This is a genomic window from Paenibacillus chitinolyticus, from assembly GCF_045038035.1.
GTDB lineage: Bacteria > Bacillota > Bacilli > Paenibacillales > NBRC-103111 > Paenibacillus_F > Paenibacillus_F chitinolyticus_A.
On sequence record NZ_CP173427.1, the window covers coordinates 5,458,203 to 5,476,420 of the forward strand.

An 18,218-nucleotide genomic window follows, 5' to 3' on the forward strand; every position below is an offset into this window, starting at 1 on the left:
CGACCGCTTACAGATAGGATAAATCGGACATGCCCCGGTATTCCGCTGCCGCCTTTATCGGCGATGCCCCGTAAAATCTTTTGAACTCGCGGATCATATGAGCCTGATCGAAAAATCCGCGCTCTGCGGCCGCAGCCGCCCAATCGGTGACGGAACCGGCCTGAATGTCCCTGAGGAGCGTTTGAAACCGCACCACTTCAGCGAACTTTTTCGGGCTGAGGCCCACCCATTGATTGAACGAACGGTGAAGCTGTCTCGTGCTGATGGTTTCGGACCGCGCCAGCTCGCTTACCGTCTCCACGCCGCCCGAAATAAAAACGCGGTACAGCACGTTCTTCATCCGGACGTCCCCGTCCGTTCCCTTGTCACTCAGCTGCCGCACCAGACACGCTTCGACCGCTCCGATTCTTTCCCCGAAAGATCGGGCTTCCCGCACACGTTCCTCGGTCTCCGCCCCGATAACCGGGCCGATTTGCCCGGCCGCAACCGCCTGATCGTGAAACTCGGATACCGCCGTCTTCAGAAACGGATACGCCCCGCCGGGCAGAAAACGGATTCCGAACTTTCTCACAGGTGCCCCGTCCGCGTAGGAAATGGTAAAAGCTTGCTGGAAAGTCCCACAGTACTTTACATCCAGTTCACCCGTTATCAGATTCTCCGTAAATATGATATCCGTACATCCGTCGGGAAGAACCCTGTCCACCGCACCCGGCTGAAGGAGCAGCTGCTTCCCCCCGGTTCCGCGCGGTTCGGACTGCCAATAGCAGCATACGTACGGCTTGATAACGGGGGACGGCCCTTTTTCTTCATATATATAGGTAGAAACTCTTCCATTCGCCTGAACGGGCCGGAATAAGTCGTGCAGTCTCGCATCCATCTTCCCCCAGAGCCCCCCTCACCCTTGTATCCTCTATCTCCCACTATAAGCCCGCAAGAAAAGCCGAGCAAGGCTCATTTTAAAGGCAATTTCCAACCCATTTCTCACGAAAATAAAATATTTTCTGTAAAAAAACTAAAATTAGCCAGTTTTTATGGAATACACGACCTTTAGGAACTGTCTAACATATTGTACAGGCCTAATTTTGAAAAGAGAGGAGGTTCCGGATCGTTCACTAGCTCGTTTATTGTTCAAATATGAATGAAAAGAGGGAACTAGTTGAAAAATCGCCATCTCATCCAAAAATTATCCGTGATGTCGCTCGCGTTTGCATTCGTTGCAGGCACGGCGCTGCCTCATGCCAGTGCAGCCCAGTCCGGCAAAAGCATCCATCCGCGTACCCAGCTCAATGGTTCTCTGAATCCCGGTACAAACTCGCTCCCGGGCCAGGTCAAGGGGTATATTTCCCCGAAACTGAATACGGCCTCCACGAATTCCGTTCGTGTTATTGTCCAGCTGCAAAATCAGCCGGTCGCCGTAGGCAAATACGCCGCCAAGCTGGGCATGTCCGCTCTGGCAGCCGAATCTACCGAATCGGCCATCACGCAGGAGCAGACCGCTCTCGTAAGCGCTGCCAAAAGCAGCGGAATTAACCTTCAGGTCAATTACCAGTATAATACAGTGTTGAACGGACTGGAAGTAACCGTTCCGGCCAACAAAATTCCCGCGCTGGCAAAACTGGCCGGCGTTAAATCGATTCACCCCAGCGCCAACTATTTCCCTATCCCCGTAGACGAACCGAAAGGGCTCGATGTCAGCAGCCCCAATTTTGACATTACCCCGCTGAAACAGATCGGCGCGGATGTCGCCTGGGCCAAAGGCCTCACCGGCAAAGGCCTCAAAGTCGGCGTTATCGATACCGGAGTCGACTATCTTCACCCCGACTTGAAGGATGCCTACAAAGGCGGCTACGATTCCTTCGAGAAGGATAACGACCCATACGAAGAACCTCCGCTTACTCCGGAGGAAGACCCTTACGGCACCGGATTTGAAGGGACCTCTCACGGTACCCACGTATCCGGAACGATCGTAGGAAGAGCATCCAACCCAAGCTCGGACATCGTTCAAAAAGGCGTCGCTTACGAGGCCGATTTGTATGTATATAAAGTGCTCGGCCGGAATCCCGAAACGGGCAAATCGTCCGGCTCCTCGGCTCAGGTCATCGACGGCATCGAGCATGCGGTTAAAGACGGCATGAACGTCATTAACCTGTCGCTCGGCTCCGACGCCGAGAAAGATCCTAACTCTCCCGATGTCGTGGCTATCAACAACGCCGTGCTCGGCGGCGTAACCGCCGTTATCGCGAACGGCAACGCGGCGGACAAAGGGCCTTACTACTATTCGCTGGGCTCGCCCGCCACTTCGCAGCTCGCTATCTCCGTCGGCGCCGTAACCAGCCCGAAAACGCAGTACACGGCATCCGTAACGGAGGCGGTCTACACAGCGCCCGTCAGCGCCGGTGCGGCCGCAACTTCGCCGGTAACGCCATCGGCCTCCGGATACAGTCTCAACGTGATGGCCTGGGAAACCGGCCAGGAAAACTTCGCCTCCATTCTGGGCACCAATCCTAGGGACGTCGTATACGTCAACCTGGGTCAGCCTCAGGATTATGAAGGCAAAGACGTAACCGGCAAAGTCGTGCTGATTTCACGCGGCAATCTTGCCTTCGTGGACAAAATCGCCAACGCCAAGCAAAGAGGCGCGAAAGCGGCGATTATTTTCAACGGCAACACCGAACGCGGAGACGCGACTAAAGCCGATCTTTCTGAATCGGTCATCGGCCGGGACGGCTTCATCGGGTCCGCCGCTTACCTGGGCGACGGCTTCGAGTACATTCCGACCTTCGATATGAAAGGCACGGAAGGCCGCGCTCTCGCCAGAAAAGCCCTTGCCGCTCAAGGCCAGACGCTGAAGCTCGCTTTCGGGGCCAACTATCCGAAGAGCGAAATCCCGGGCGATACGATGGCGACGTTCAGCTCCCGCGGTCCGAATGTGGACGGCGACCTGAGCATCAAGCCGGATATCAGCGCGCCGGGTGTGAGCATTCTGTCCACATGGCCTGCCTACGGCAAGCAAAAACCGAACGCGAACTACAATACCGCCTACAGCCGCATCAGCGGTACCAGCATGGCCACTCCGCACGTAGCCGGACTTGCGCTGCTGCTGAAACAGCAGCATCCGGACTGGTCGCCGCTGGATATCCGCGCTGCGCTGGCTAACACGTCGGACAAGATCAGCGACCTGGACGGCAAGCTGTACGACGTCTACTCGCAGGGCGCAGGCCGTGCTAACGTGGGTACTGCCGTGAAGACGCAGGCGCTGCTCCAATCCGTGGAGCCGATCACCATTCTCGATAAGTACTGGCAGCCGCAAGCCGTGACGAACTACAACCCGTCCGTCAGCTTCGGCCTTCTGGCTCCGGGAACGAACGCCCAGAAGGAGCTTCAGCTGAAGAACGTATCGAAGCAAAGCGTGACATACTCGGCCAAAGTCGTGCTGCATCCGAACGTAACGTCGGATCCGAACGCTCCGACCAAAACACCGGATGTCAACAACCTGACCGCCCAGCTGCTCGGTCTGCAAAACGGTAAACTGACCGTTGCAGCCGGCGCTTCCAAAGGTTTTTATTTGTCCGTAACACCGAAGAACAATGCGGTTAAGGGCGTTTATGAAGGCGAAGTGCTTCTGGAAAGAAGCGGCCAGCCTTCGCTGCACCTGCCTTTCGCCGTTCACGTCGGCCAAGATAAGCCGGAAACCGGATTCGGTCTGCAGGAACTGGAGCAAACGGAAAATGCCATTTATCCCGATAATCGTGACGGCTCCCCGACCGCAACCGACCTTTCCTTCCGCCTGACGGCCAAGGACGTGAACGCGATTTCCCTCTGGGCTGTAGGACTCGATGACAAAGAAATCGGCATCCTGGACGAAATCACACAGACCGACGCTAACGGCCGCCTCAAGCTGATCGAGCCGGGCGTTTACTCGTTCGAAGGCATCGACGGTTCTTATGTGGACGGAGAATTGGATGCAAACGGCGACCTGAAGGTGAAACAGCTTGCGGAAGGCACCTACAAGCTCGCCGTAATCGCTCAGAAGATCGACGAGTTCGGCAACAACGTGGACGGCATCTCCTACACGGCTTACAGCTCCCTGCGTATCGCCAACCTGGAGAGCGACCGCGTCGCCAAAGCGAAGGACGATTTTAAAGCCAAAATCGTCAATACGCGCAAAATCAACCAGCCGGTTCTGCAGCTCCCTAAAACGGACGGAATCGTGTACAAGGTAACGAACAGCTCCAACAAAGCTTATGTCGACAACAACGGTGTTCTGAAGTTCGTTCCGAACAGCGGGGTCGTCAACGTCGAGCTGACCGTCACCATCTCATCCGCCAAGAACCCGGCCATCAAAACCACGGTCAAAGTTCCTGTCGTGCTGAGCAAATCGTCCATTCCGCAGCGTCAGACAGCCGATGAAGGCGTGCTCGGCGAATAAGGCGGATCGGCGCTTCAACGGAATAAGCTGGGCGTAGCGGCGTCAGCGGCGTCAGCGGCGTCAGCGGCGTCAGCGGCGTCAGCGGCGTCAGCGGCGTCAGCGGCGTCAGCGGCGTCAGCGGCGTCAGCGGCGTCAGCGGCGTCAGCAAAAAAAGCCATCTTCCGGTGCCTCAGGGCAGCCGGAAAGATGGCTTTTTTATAATTCGGCATGTGCCGCAGGCTGACTGCTTCAGCAAGGTCAGCTTTAGCGGCAGACGTCTTTTAGCGACATAGCCGTCAAATTTAACTTATGGAAAAGGGGCTGCCGGAACTCCGCGGTTCCTTGAGACGGGTACCCCGGTTCATTTAGTCAGAGGATTCCCTCCGCCGTTCCACCAGAGGCCAAAAAGCATGTCCGCCCATTCCTCGGTCGGCACATTCAGCCAATTCGGCGTGTCGATCGCATGAAAAAAAACCGCCGTGATCACCGGAAGAGGAATGTCCGCTCTCAGCGTGCCCGCTTCCTGGGCTTTTTGGAACAGAGCGGTCAGCTTTTTTTTCAAGTCCGCATGGCCTTCATTCAAAAATTCAAGATCCCGTCTCGCTTTGTCCGAGGCCGTTTCGTCGATTTTGGGGGCCGCCAGCATCAGCGTATGGAAGTTCGACAGCTCCAGAAAAATAAGCAGCACTTTTTTTATGGCCGCTACCGGTTCGAGCTGCTCGATCCCTTCGCAAGCCTCGATCGTCTGCTCCATCGTTCTGCGCATACAGGCCGCGACGATTTCTTCCTTGTTGGCGTAATATTCGTAGATTGTGCTTCTTGCGCCCGATAGCATTTCGGACAAGGCTTTCAGATGAAAGCCGTTATAGCCGCGCTCCATCAATAAGCGCTCGGTCGCGTCCAGCAGCTCCGATTTAGTAAACGCCCGTTGTCTCGCCATAACCCTCTTCCCCTTCCTCCCCCTATCTTATCACCGCGCGGGTAGCCAGACAAACCGGAAAGAGGTGTTCTCATAAATTAAAGAAGCGAACCTTTCATCATTCAAAAGGTTCGCCTTCAAAGAGGGTGGCAGGGCTATTTATTCTGGATATATATTAATCCGTTTCAGCAGTCTTTCCTTCGCATCGAAAAGAATAATATTCCCCTTGGCGGTGACAGTGAATTCCACCCCTCTTTTCAATTCCTTCAGCTCCGTCAGTTTCTCGCCGGTCCTTGAAGTATTCTCCGAGGGAAAGTCTTCCCAGCCGTCGACGCCGGGAACCATTTTTACATATGTTTTCGTTTTAGGGTCATACAAACCCTGATTAATCATTACGTCGTCCAATTTTACGTAATCCTCTGCTTTGCCGTTGATGTCTACCTTATAAAAGCCCTTGTCGTCGGCAATATAAAAGTACCCGCCTCTCGCAGCCGCCCCGTATATGTTATCGATCTTGACTTTGGCGACTTCATCCGCGTAACCGTCTTCTCTCAGACGGGAGATGGTTTTACTCTCCTGGTCCAGCAAATAGATCGAACCGTTGTGTATGGACGAGACGAGCTTCTGCACATAGCCTTCTTTTAAATAGCCGGTTGTTACGGCTTCTTTACCCGGCTCCACTTTGTATATTCTTTCCTTAAATGTGTTGCTGTAGAAGAACTCTTTTCCATTCAAAGTAGCAAAGAAATTGTTGGCATTATCCGTAACAACCTCATCATGATAGGTGATCAACTTTACATCAGGCATGATCTCGTAAAACACTGTGGTGATATCTTTTCTCTCCACATTGGCTATTAAATATAATTTGCCACTTGCCGCGTCGTAATACAGCTTCTTAGGGATGAGATTGCGGTAACTAATCGTTTCCGTCACATTCGTCTTATTCTTATATTGGATGTTGAACCTATCGTCTATCTTAACGGCCTGTTTCAGGCTCCGGTTGTCACCGTCTTTGGTATTGATTACGGAAACACCGTACTCTTCTCCCATGTTACGTTCCAAGTCCACATCAATGAGGTAGATATTGTCCGCGTTATCGGCTGTAAACCCCGATAAACTCTCCATCGAAAATGTGGTGGTTATTCCATTGGGGTCGTTTATAAATATAAACCGCTTTACGATTCCGGCCTTTAATGTGTCCACGGACGCATAATCCAATCTTTTAACTGCCTGCTCCGCGGGTTTTGGCACGCCCGGCAAATCACTTTCACCTTTGGCCGTAATCGTAATTCCTTTCGTATCCGGATCATACATGACAAGGCGGTCCAAACTCTCAGCTATAAAACGAAGCGGAACTAATGTGGTGTCTTCCACAATGGCCGCCGGGTGGTCCAGCGGACGGCTCGTCTCATTAACTGTTGCGGAAGGCTGGCCTACGGACAGCTTTACGCTTCGTCCCGGAACGGTAAGAGTGACCGTTCGGGTCGGCTGCTCCCATTTCACTTCCGCTCCCAACAATTCGCCGATAAAACGAAAAGGAACCATTGTAGTGTCCTTCATCAGTACCGGAGCAGTCGGCATGATAGCTTCTTTACCGTCTATGTAAGCCTTAGGATCGTTTACTTTCAAATAAATCTTCGTCGCTTGCTCGTTGGTCGCCGCAGAAGCTCGTTCATTCTCGAACAAACCCACCGTACATAATCCGAATACTAACATTTTTAATAAATTTCTAACTTTCATCCTGTAACCCCTTTTAAATCATAATATTCCCATAATTATATGACACTTTTGTTTTTTTCTCTATAATCTAAAGAAAATTTATGGAGGTTAGTGACTATAAAAAAAGCCCGGCTTTATAGCCAGGGCTTTTACATAAGCATCTTTCTCTCTTTCTACACATCCCCCACCGACTCGCCCTTCACCAGCGTGACGTAGATCCGTTCGTGTTCGACCTTCTCGCCGGCGATCAACTTCAAAAGCTGTTCCGCCGCCAGCGCGCCCCACTTGTGCTTGGAATAGTCGATCGTAGCCAGCCGCGGGCTGACGTAAGCCGACAGCTCGATATTATCGAAGCCGATAATATGGATGTGCTCGCCGATGCGGTAATCCGTTTCCGCCACGGTGTTATAGACGCCAACCGCCATCTCGTCGTTGAGACAAAGAACGGCGGCCGGCTCCTTGTATTCTTCCAGAATGCGACGTGCGGCTTTCTCTCCCGACTCTTTATCGAAGCTGCCCGGCAGCTCGCTGCAATCCACATCCTTGTAGCGCCCTACGGTTTGCCGGACGGCATGTAAGCGCTTGTCGGAATCGTAAGAATCTTGCGGCCCCGCTACCACATATAGCTTACGGTGACCTTTTTCCAGGACGTAATCGGTAGCCAGATTGGCCCCCGCCTTGTTGTCCAGAAGCACCTGATTGATGTTCGGGTGAATCAACTCGCGGTCGAGCACGACGATTTTATGGCCCCGGTCCGCATGCTGCAGCAGTTCTTCGTCGGTAAAAGCGGCATCCAGGATAATGGCCCCGTCGATCATCCGTTCCGGCAGGAAACGGTGGGACTGGGACCCGCTGCAGACGATAAGCTCGTAATCGTGCCCGTTTAAATACTCCTTGATTCCCTGCAAAAGATGTCCGTAGAAAGGTCCGCTGAAATCGGTCAGAAAGACGCCGATAATTTTACTTTCCCGCTTTTTTAGCGTACGGGCTGCCGCATTCGGAGTATAGTTCAGTTCTTTGGCGATCGCCAAAATCCGGGCGCACGTCTCGTCGGTTACCTTGGGGCTGCCGTTCAGCGCGTAAGATACCGTCGAAATGGATACGCCGGCTTTTTTTGCGATATCTTTAATGCTTACCACTATTCTCGCTCCTAACCTTGTTGCATTCGCTGTTTTCTCTGGTTTTGTTTACCCTTCCACACTCCGTACTCACGCTTCTATTTATTTACTATACCATTAAATGAACCGGTAAAAGAGATGCAAAAGGGCGATCCGTGAAGATCGCCTTTCGCTTCGCCTTTAGCTGTAAATTTCGATCACGTTCGGCCCTTCCTCGGTCAGGCTTTTCAACTGCTCGCCGCTCAGACGGAGTCCTCCCGTCCGGTAACGGTTTGGCAGTCTCTCGGCGGACGCTTCGTGTCCGTTTAGCGTGACGCGGGAAACTTCACGGCCGCTCAGGTGGTACACGAAGGTCACCGGCTGGTCCAGAATGCGGAACTGGAAGCAAAGACCGTCCAGCTCTTCGCCCAGCACAGGGTCCACGATGAGACTTCCGGCGTCCATCCGGATGCCGAGACCGTTCGAAATGAGCTGGTTCATGTAAATTCCCGGGCCGCTGGAGTAAATTCTCCAGCCGCCTTTGACCGGCACGCTGCCGTCGCGCAGCTCGTTAAAGCGCTTCTGCGCCTCATAGCGCGTGTTGAACTTCCCGTCGGAGCTGCTGAAATACGCGTTGCTCTGGCGGAGTTCCGCATTCGGTACCACGTCCTGCAGGCGGACAGGGTTGATCATCTGGAGCCCGCGCCATACTTCGCCGGTCTTGCCCAGCTTCGCCATCGCTTCGACGAAGCGGATGTGCGCGTGCACGTACTGGAGGCCGACTTCGCGGCCGAAGTTCGCGGCCTGCTCCGCACGCTTGAAGTTCGTGCTGACGCCCCCCGCGTAATTCGCGGGCCGGTTCATGAGCCGGACGCCGTCCGGACAGTACATTTCCGCCTTGATGAGGCGGTAATGGGCTTCCGCCTGCTCCGGCGTCAGGAGCTCGCTGATCATGCTGCGCGTCATCGGCAGCAGCCGGTAGGTGATCCCCGTCTTCTCATCCTCTGGATGGAGCATTTTCTCGGCTTTGCCGGGCTCCTCCATATACAAGAAGCCGGGGATCACGGATGCTTCGGACGGCAGCATATAGCGCATGTAATCGGCCTGGATGCCGTCCGCCATGCCGCGCAGCTCCGCCGCCAGCGCGCTGCGGCTGTCCGCCAGCACGCCGGAAAGCTGGCGGAAGACCTGATAGGTCAGCGACACGGTCCAGGAGCTGACCATAAACCGCTTCAGCTGGGCGTTAGCCGGCTGAAGGGTGTCGTCCCAATCTCCGTCCCCGTAGGAGGACAGATGGGTGTCGTGCAGGAAATGGCTGCGGATGTAGCCGATTTCCTTGACGGCATGCTCCAGCAGGGAAGCGGTCTCTTCCGTAAAGTCCCCTCCGTGGCGCTGCGTATACGGAAGCTGCTCGTCCAGGACGGAGAAATCCCCGGTGGCGCTCAAATAATCGGCTAGCACCTTAAGCGGCCAGACAATGACGTCGCCGTGGCTTTCTTCCTGCTGGATGCGGGAATACCGGTCGAACATGAACCACTGCGGCCAGCTGCCGTCGTCTTCGAACTGATGGGAAAACACGGTCCGGAGAATGTCCCGGACCTCGCCGTATTTCCCCGTCGCCAGGAAGTATTCGGACGGGCCTTGGCATACGTCGCGCGTTCCCCAAGCGGCTCCGCCGTACTGTTCCAGGCCGTGCGGAACGGAGTAATGAACGAGCATGTTGTGGGTGTACCACCAGGCCAGCACGTTCATTTTCGCCAGCTCCGGATCGTTTTCGCCGCCTGCCCGGTACAGGTGGAAGCCGTTCATGACAGAGCCGAGGAACGCACGGTAACGCTCCGCTTCCGCATCCGCTTCCCGGTCAGCAAACGCCCTCTCCTCCCCGCGCAAAAGACCTTGGACGATCATGCTCCAGGAGGCGCTTTTTCCCAGTTCCAGCACGGCCAGGGAAGCGGAGCCCGGCTCAGCCCTCGGGGCAAGACGCGTTTCGTCGGTCAAGCGCACCGGAGCGCCCGCGATCTGCATGCGGTAGGTAAGATCCGGCCATACCTGTGCACTGTCCGAGGCCGCATCCGCCGTAAATAGGAGCGTTTGACCGTCTTCTTGTACCGACAGATGAAACGGAGCTTCATATTCGTTGTTGTTCATCGAAACCTGATGAGTGACCAGGTAACGGTAGGTTTTGCCCTGGAAGGAACGAAGCTGGAGACGGATCTCCGGCGCGTCCGCCGCCGTAAAGACGGTTACGACGACCGTGTCATCGGCCAGCTTATAATACCAGCGGGTATAGTTGAACCCGATTTCGAACAGGGACGGCATCGTCAGCAGACGAAATTTCCCGCCGGTTTCGATATAGATGCGCTGCCCCGATGTTTTGGAGACGTTGAGAGCATTGCGGGCGTTCGTCAGCATTTTGTTAAACGAAGTATTGCCCACGGTCAGCTGGGAATTGAACAGGCCGTACATGTAGGCGGTCGATGTCAAAACGGATTCCCGGAGACGGGCGTTATCCCCGCTCATCAGAATATGGCCGTGGGGACGCTCGACGCGGAGCTCCTTGGCTTTCAGGACGACGTGCTCGTTAGTTTCCGTGAAAAAAGAAAGCAGCTCGCCCTCCAGTGATTCTTCCAGACGGCGGACGGGAAAATATCCGGCCACTTCTTCCGCAGTCATCGTCAAACCGGTAAGCGGAGGTCCGATGTCATCCGACAAACGCACCGGTTCCCGGGCGGTGGAGCCGCTTATGGTGCCGATGCCAGTTTCGGTGCCAGTGCCAGTGCCAGTGCCACTGCCGGTTCCGCTGACACTGTCGCCGTTGCCGCCGGCAACCGCGTTCAAAGCCTCGGCCTGCTCCCAGGCTGCGGAAACTTCCGAGCCGAACTCGAGAGCGGTAACGGCTTCCGGGTGATTCTCTTTGAATAGCCCGTAAAAAACGAACCGAACCGGCTCCACACCCGGAACGACACGAACGGATTGCAGCGCCGTATAAGCAAACTCGTACTGGTAAATCTCATTGGCGAGATGAGGACGGGCTAACGCTTCGGGCTTATCCGTTTCTTTATAGGAAAGCCCGTAAAATTGGAAGCCGTCGGTGGAGTATCCTTCCGCTCCGGTCAACGAACCCTGCTGCACATACGGAAAAGCCCCGCCCTGCGGCTGGTTCTGTCTGGAACAGACGGCATACCCGCGCTTTTCGTCCCGGTAAACGCTGTGGTCGATATATTGGGACATGTACGCTTCGTTGCTCCGGACCGCTCCTTTGTCCGCTAGACCGAGATCCTGCCCGTACAGGATATCAACCGGGGTATCCCCGGTTCCTCTCGTCAACAGCACGTCCCAAAACCAAATATCTTGCGGAGTCAGCGTAAACGTGACTTCGTAGGAAATGCCTTCGACCTCTCCGTTCCAAACGATGCCGGACTCCTTCCGGCTTATAAGGCTGGCCGAGCGGACTCCGAGCAGAGGATACGCCCGAATGCCTTCTTTACGGTGAAGACGCAGATACAGGTTGTTCATGGAGCCGTCCAGCGGATTTCCGATCCACTGGTTGATCAGGGTAGAACCGGATACAATTTCCGCGATATCCCCGCTGTTCAGGAAGGAGAAATGCAGGCTGCCCGATTTAAGTTGTAACGACCGATCCTTCAACTGGGTCATGGTGATGTTCACTCGCTTTCTTTACTTCGTTAGTCGGAACCGGAGCTCTGCGGCATCACGGCTGTTCGGGCCGACGAAGACGGCAAACTCTCCCGGATCGCTTGCAAAACTCAAGTCGGAATGATGGTAACGGAGCTGTTTTTCGGTCAGGTCGAACCGAACCTCGGCCGTTTCGCCCGGCTTCAGGAATAATTTCCGGTACGCCTTCAATTCCTTGACCGGACGGACAACCTCACCCGATATGTCACGTATATAGAGCTGTACGACTTCTTCTCCTGCGGTCTCTCCCGTATTGGTCACATTGACCCGTACCGTCAGAGGCCGCTCCGCCGTCATGCCCGGCGAGTCAAGTGCCGGAGTGTCGTAGGCGAAGGTCGTGTAGCTTAAACCGAAGCCGAAAGGAAGCAAAGGCTCGTTGGGAATATCCAGATATTTGGAAACGTAATGCTCCTGGGCGTCCTGCGCATCTTTGGGCCGTCCCGTATTAAAGTGATTGTAATAGACCGGCACCTGTCCGACGCTGTAAGGAAAGCTCATGGACAGCCTTCCGGACGGGTTTGCCCGGCCGAAGAGCAGATCGGCGATCGCCGCGCCGCCTTCGGTGCCCGGGAACCAGGCCTCCAGCACGGCGTCCGTCTGATCGATCAGGCCGTGCAGGTCGAGCGGGCGGCCGTTGAACAGCACGGCCGCCATCGGCTTGCCGAGCGTCCGCAGCTCGGCGACAAGCCTCAGCTGCGCTTCCGGCAGCCGGATGTCTCCGCGGCTGCAAGCCTCGCCGCTCATGCCGGAGTGCTCGCCCAGCGCCAGCACGATCACATCGGCGCCGCGCGCCGCTTCCAGCGCGGCCGCGGTTTGCTCCGGCGTGCCGCTCTCGATGCCGCAGCCTTCCGCAACCGTGATCCGGGACGGATCGGTGTGCGCGGCCAGGCCGTCGTACAGCGGCACCGCTTCGTCCTGCGAGCCGAGCCACGACCACGGCCCGAGAATGTCGCCGCTCTTGGCGAACGGGCCGATCAGGGCGATGCTGCGGTCCGGCTTCAGCGGCAGGACGCCTTCGTTCTTGAGCAGAACGCACGATTTCTGCGCCAGTTCTCTTGCCGCGCGGCGGTGATCGGCGCAGAGCACCACTTCCTGCTCGCGCTCTTCATCCGCGCCGCGGTACGGATCGTCAAACAAGCCGAGCTTCTGTTTGAGCCGCAGAATGCGGAGCACGCCTTCGTCGATGAGGGCTTCGTCGACTTCCCGCGAAGCGACTAATGCCGGGAGATGATGCACGTAGCACGCGGTCATCATCTCGATATCGACGCCCGCCTCGATTGCCCGGCGGGCGGCTTCGGCTTCATCCGCGGCGGTCCCGTGCGGAATCAGCTCCTTGACGGCTCCCCAGTCGGAGATCAGGACGCCGTCGAAGTTCCATTCCCCGCGCAGCAGATCGCGCATGAGGCGTTTGTTGCCGCTGGCCGGAATGCCGTCCACCGTATTAAAGGACGTCATAACCATCTCGCAGCCTTCCTCCAGGGCGGCCTTGTAAGCCGGCAGATACTGCTCCCGGAGCTGGCGTTCCGACATGTCCACCGTATTGTAATCGCGGCCGCCTTCCCCGGCGCCATAGGCGGCAAAATGCTTGACGCAGGCCGCCACCCGCTCCTTGTCGCCGGTCAGGTCCGCGCCCTGGAATCCGCGCACGAAAGCCCGCGCGAATTCCCCGTTCAGGTACGGGTCTTCGCCCGTCGACTCCATTACGCGTCCCCAGCGGGGATCGCGCACCAGGTCGGCCATCGGGGCGAAGGTCACGTGCACGCCGGATACGGCGGCTTCTCTCGCCGCGATTTCCGCGCTTTTCTCGGCCAGCTCCATATCCCAGGAGCAGCCGGTCGCCAGCGGTACCGGGAAGATTGTCCGGTATCCGTGCACGACGTCCGCCATAAACAACAGCGGAATCGCTTTCGGTCTGCGGCGCAGGTGAGCGTCCTGGACGGCCTTGACCTGCCCGGCACCGGCTACGCCCAGGACGGAGCCCGCGTTTGCCGTCATCTCGCCGGTAATGCCCATGGAAGCCATAGGGCCGGTAATCTGCCCGTCCGCCCCTTCAAAAAAAGGACCCGCCAGCTGCAGCAGCTGAGCGATTTTTTCCTCCAGCGTCATTTCCTTTATCCTAGCCAGCAGCTCTTGTTCCGTCATTCCGCCGCCTCCTCGCGCAGATTTTTTTGCTTTTAGTTGTAGAAGTTTTAATGGACACGAGTGCCGAAGCAATTCGCAAAATGCTTACATAGAACGTTAAGTGAAACGTTTCGATTTTCTTTGATTTGAATTATAACCCTCCTTTTCTAATGAAGTCAAACGGAATTTGACAAGAAATCGGGGATTTGTAAGCGGTTTACACTTCTCCAAAATAGAACTTGAATACGGTTCCAGGATGTTTTATAATGATTTCGAAACGTTTCGATTGCTTTTCAGCTAACATTTAACCTTTTACGATTAAGGGTAAACTATCACCATAATAAGGATTCCTACGGGAGGCAGACAGTATGAAACGGAAAAATTGGGCGGCGGGCATTGCGACTACGGTTCTTTTGACAAGCGTTCTATCGGGTTGCGGAGGAAGCGGCGCGGGCAGCAGCGATAAAGGCAGCGGAGAGTCCGGAGGAAAGGTGACGCTGAACGTATGGGGAATGGGCGAAGAAGCGAAATCCCTTCCGAAAATCGCGGAGCAGTTCGAGAAGGATAATCCGAACATCAAAATCAACGTGCAGGCGCTGCCTTGGGCCTCGGCTCACGACAAGCTGCTTACGGCGGTCGCTTCCAAGAAGGGTCCGGACGTTCTGCAGATGGGAACGACCTGGATCCCGGAATTCGCGGCGGCAGGCGCTCTGATGGACCTCAAACCGATGACGGACAAATATCCCGAAATCAAAGAAGACAATTTCTATCCGGGTTCGATCCAAACGACCAAATATGAAGATAAAACGGTAGGCGTACCGTGGTACATCGACACCCGCGTTCTCTACTACCGCACGGACCTTCTTAAAGAGGCGGGCTATAACGAGGCGCCGAAAACGTGGGAAGAGCTTCAGGACGCAGCCCAGAAGCTGACCAAACGCGGCAGCGGCAAGTACGGTATCTCGCTCGATCCGAAGGAGCAGTCCCTGACCTTCATGTTCGCCCGTCAAAACGGCTCCAAGCTGCTGGACGGCAAACAGCCTTTGTTCGATCAGCCGCAGTTCGTTGAAGCCGTGGATTATCTCAACAGCTTCTTCAAGAACGGCTCTGCACCGAAGGATCTCGGTATCGACGCCGTGCAGGGCTTGAGCGGAGACGGCATCGTGCCGATGTTCATCAGCGGCCCGTGGATGGTTAAGCTCATTAACGACAAAGCACCCGACCTGAAGGGCAAGTGGGCCACGGCCGTTCTTCCGAAGAAAGAAAACAACATTTCCGCGCTGGGCGGCTCCAACTTGTCGGTATTCCAGCATACGGAGCATAAAGAAGAAGCGATGAAATTCATTGCCTATATGAGCAAGCCGGAAACCCAGCTGAAATGGCTCGAAATGACGCAGTCGATGCCGGCCGCGAAGAAGGCCTGGGAAGATCCGATCCTGAAGGAAGATCCGAACTATAAAGTGATCGGCGAGCAGATGAAGGCTTCCGAGCCGATGCCGATGATCAAACCTTGGGAAGAAATCGCCCAGGCTTACCTGAAAAGCTTTGAACGCATCTACCGCGGCCAGGCGGAAGTCAAACCGGAGCTGGATGCCTTCAACAAGCAGGCTCAGCAAATCTTGAACAAGTAACCGCACGGAAGGAAAATAACCCGAAGCTGACCGGCCCGCAGGGGCCGGTCCGGCTATTAACGGTCCATCCTTTTTACCGGACTGGACGACAGTGAAAGAAGGGACATGAGATGAAGGGCTTCAGCAACAGCAAAGCACCGTACTTTTTTATCGCGCCGACTCTGATCCTGCTTACGGTTTTCTCGCTGCTGCCGATCTTTATTGCGCTCGTTATCAGTTTCACCGATATGGATCTCGCGGGTCTTGCCGATTATTCCACTATCAACTTCATCGGCTTCAAAAACTATATCAGTGTCCTTCAGGACCCGATTTTTATTAAATCGATTACCAACACGCTTTTTTACGTGATTATCGGGGTTCCGTGCGTCGTGATTTTATCGCTCGGTATCGCGCTGCTGATCAATTACGGAGCCTCCCGTGTTTTCAAAGTATTCCGGGTCATTTACTACCTCCCTTCCGTTACCAACGTAGTCGCGGTAGCTGTCGTCTGGAGCTATTTGTACAACCCGGCGTTCGGTCTGTTCAACTACGTGCTGGAATCGGCCGGTTTCGATAAGGTTCCGTGGCTGACCGATCCCCTGATCGCGAAAGTCTCCCTGATCCTTCTCGCCTTGTGGCGGGCGGTGGGTCTGAACATGATTATTTTCGTCGCCGCTCTTCAGGGCATTCCGAAAACGTACTACGAAGCGGCCCAGCTCGACGGAGCCAGCACCTGGAAGCAAATGATCCATATTACGGTTCCCATGCTGCGTTTCGCCATTTTCTTCGTGTCCATCACGACTATGATCGGCTGGCTGCAATTCTTCGAAGAACCGTTCGTCATGACGCAGGGCGGACCGCTGGACGGCACTACGTCCGTGGCTCTGTTCATCTATAACAACGGCTTCAAGCTTAGCAACTTCGGTTACGCCGCGGCGGGCTCGTTCGTCCTGTTCGTCGCTATCATCATTATTACGCTCATTCAATTCCGGCTTCAGAATAAAGATACGGACATGTAAAAAGAACGGAGGAAAAGCTTATGGCTGCAAAAGCTGCAAAATTACGTCCGGCTGGCGCAGGGACATCGGGATCGAGCCCCTTTTTCCAAGGACTCGTGTTTGTCCTGCTCGCCTTGGGCGGCATCGTCTTCCTCATTCCGTTCGTTTGGATGATTCTGTCGGCGTTCAAACCGGAAAGTGAAGTGCTGCGTATCCCGCCCACCCTGTTTCCCGAGACGTTTACGATGGAAAACTTCAAAAACCTGTTCGAACGGATGAACTTCGGCGTCTATCTGAAAAATACCCTGATCGTCGTGCTGTTCTCCTTCGTCGGCCTGTTCCTGAACGCAATGGCGGGCTTCGGCTTCGCCAAATACCGCTTCAAGGGACGCGAGGGTCTTTTCTACCTCGTGCTCGCCACGATGATGATTCCCGGACAGGTCACGATGATTCCCGTGTATCTGATCCTGAACTCCATCGAGCTGACGAACACGCTGGTCGGCGTCGTGCTTCCCGGCCTCGTCGGAGCGTTCGGCGTCTTCCTGTTCCGCCAGTTTATGTCCACGATTCCGGACGAACTGCTGGAAGCGACCCGGCTCGACGGCGCCAGCGAGCTGCGCACCTTCGCCCAGATCGTGCTGCCGATCTCCAAGCCGATTCTGTCGGTGCAGGCGATCCTGACCTTCATCGCGGGCTGGAACAGCTTCCTCTGGCCGCTCATTATCGCCAACGACGAGAAGCTGTACACGCTGTCCGTCGGCTTGTCGCTGCTGAAAGGCCAGTATGACAGCAACTTCGCCTTGCAGATGGCCGGTTCGGCCTTCATGGTCGTGCCGATTCTGATCATCTTCGCGATCTTCCAGAAGTACATCATCGACAACTATACGATATCGGGGATGAAATAAGCGGAGCCACTGAAAAAACACATATATTCGAAGATATAGCCGGTGCTGCTTGCAGTATCGGTTTTTCTTTTACCATTTTCTTGATGAATGCAGTAAAATTAGGTATGACTGTTTATGAGAAAGCGAGAACCGAAATGAAATTAATTAAATGGAGCATCTTATCCTTCTTTTTAATGGCCGTTTCCTGTTCATTTGTAGAGAAGCAGCCTTTCAAAATTGAAAAGAGGATGGAAGAGAACGAACTCACTCTTCTTTTAAAACAGGATGTGGAAAAAAGCCAAGGGCTTACCCTTGCGGAGTTTGAACCACAAGAGATTAAGCACGAAGGCGAGGATACGTTTGTTTATTTCTTTTTTACCAAAGACAATCAACTCCACGAGGGGCTGTCCTATCTCACGTTTAAGGATAATGCATGGAATATCATTCGTACGGAAACGGCCCTATCTCTTCCCGATATGGAAATAACCAATTTTCAAATAGGCGGAGCAACGGCGGGAGATGCAAAAAAGCCCTACTTCGTCATGGCAGGTTATTGCACCAATGATAAAATAAATGAAATTAAACTAACCGATTTCAAAAATGATTTGTTCGTTTTTAAGCTGAATACGGACAAAAGAACCTTTATACAGGTCAATATGAACAGCACAGTCGGGTTAAAAGAAATCCAAGGCCTTGACGCCGCCGGCAAAGTCATTTATCACAGAGGATATTGAATCGTTACAAGTTGCTTCAGCTTCAATCTTAA

At 54.7% G+C, this 18,218-nt stretch carries 11 protein-coding genes; 5 read left to right on the top strand and 6 right to left on the bottom strand.

Features of this window, described 5'->3' with window-relative positions; genetic code table 11:
• Window positions 1-7: 7 nt before the first annotated feature.
• Complete coding sequence (locus ACI48J_RS24615; RefSeq protein ID WP_405080684.1) at window positions 8-877, bottom strand: DUF6597 domain-containing transcriptional factor; 870 nt, start codon at window positions 875-877, stop codon at window positions 8-10.
• A gap of 279 nt (window positions 878-1,156) precedes the next feature.
• Here ACI48J_RS24615 and ACI48J_RS24620 point away from each other — a divergent pair, with 279 nt between their 5' ends.
• Entirely contained in the window at window positions 1,157-4,429 is a 3,273-nt protein-coding gene (locus ACI48J_RS24620; RefSeq protein ID WP_405080685.1) for a S8 family serine peptidase, read from the top strand.
• A 340-nt stretch (window positions 4,430-4,769) separates the two neighbouring features.
• Here ACI48J_RS24620 and ACI48J_RS24625 read toward each other — a convergent pair whose 3' ends face one another.
• The 5 genes from ACI48J_RS24625 to ACI48J_RS24645 all read right to left on the bottom strand — a co-directional run bounded on the left by ACI48J_RS24625 (window position 4,770) and on the right by ACI48J_RS24645 (window position 13,981).
• Window positions 4,770-5,348, bottom strand: coding sequence for a TetR/AcrR family transcriptional regulator (locus tag ACI48J_RS24625; protein WP_405080686.1), 579 nt, complete (start codon window positions 5,346-5,348; stop codon window positions 4,770-4,772).
• Window positions 5,349-5,486: 138 nt separating this feature from the next.
• Window positions 5,487-7,067, bottom strand: coding sequence for a copper amine oxidase N-terminal domain-containing protein (locus ACI48J_RS24630; protein ID WP_405080688.1), 1,581 nt, complete (start codon window positions 7,065-7,067; stop codon window positions 5,487-5,489).
• A 152-nt stretch (window positions 7,068-7,219) separates the two neighbouring features.
• A complete protein-coding gene (locus ACI48J_RS24635; RefSeq protein WP_405080690.1) occupies window positions 7,220-8,185 on the bottom strand; it encodes a LacI family DNA-binding transcriptional regulator in 966 nt (321 codons plus the stop codon).
• A gap of 159 nt (window positions 8,186-8,344) precedes the next feature.
• Entirely contained in the window at window positions 8,345-11,800 is a 3,456-nt protein-coding gene (locus ACI48J_RS24640) for a GH36-type glycosyl hydrolase domain-containing protein (protein WP_405083283.1), read from the bottom strand.
• A gap of 21 nt (window positions 11,801-11,821) precedes the next feature.
• Window positions 11,822-13,981: a glycoside hydrolase family 3 N-terminal domain-containing protein gene (locus ACI48J_RS24645; protein ID WP_405080692.1), complete on the bottom strand. Its 2,160-nt coding sequence runs from the start codon at window positions 13,979-13,981 to the stop codon at window positions 11,822-11,824.
• A gap of 347 nt (window positions 13,982-14,328) precedes the next feature.
• On the opposite strand from ACI48J_RS24645, the gene ACI48J_RS24650 reads away from it, so the two are divergent.
• The 4 genes from ACI48J_RS24650 to ACI48J_RS24665 all read left to right on the top strand — a co-directional run bounded on the left by ACI48J_RS24650 (window position 14,329) and on the right by ACI48J_RS24665 (window position 18,186).
• The gene (locus ACI48J_RS24650) at window positions 14,329-15,591 is read left to right on the top strand and encodes a sugar ABC transporter substrate-binding protein (RefSeq protein ID WP_326056825.1); all 1,263 of its coding nucleotides are present in this window, start codon (window positions 14,329-14,331) and stop codon (window positions 15,589-15,591) included.
• A gap of 110 nt (window positions 15,592-15,701) precedes the next feature.
• Complete coding sequence (locus tag ACI48J_RS24655) at window positions 15,702-16,589, top strand: carbohydrate ABC transporter permease (protein WP_405080694.1); 888 nt, start codon at window positions 15,702-15,704, stop codon at window positions 16,587-16,589.
• 20 nt (window positions 16,590-16,609) lie between these two features.
• Window positions 16,610-17,473, top strand: a complete 864-nt coding sequence (locus ACI48J_RS24660) for a carbohydrate ABC transporter permease (protein ID WP_326056820.1) — start codon at window positions 16,610-16,612, stop codon at window positions 17,471-17,473.
• Between the two features lie 134 nt (window positions 17,474-17,607).
• On the top strand, window positions 17,608-18,186 hold the full coding sequence (locus ACI48J_RS24665) for a hypothetical protein (RefSeq protein WP_405080696.1): 579 nt from the start codon (window positions 17,608-17,610) through the stop codon (window positions 18,184-18,186).
• Window positions 18,187-18,218: the final 32 nt, after the last annotated feature.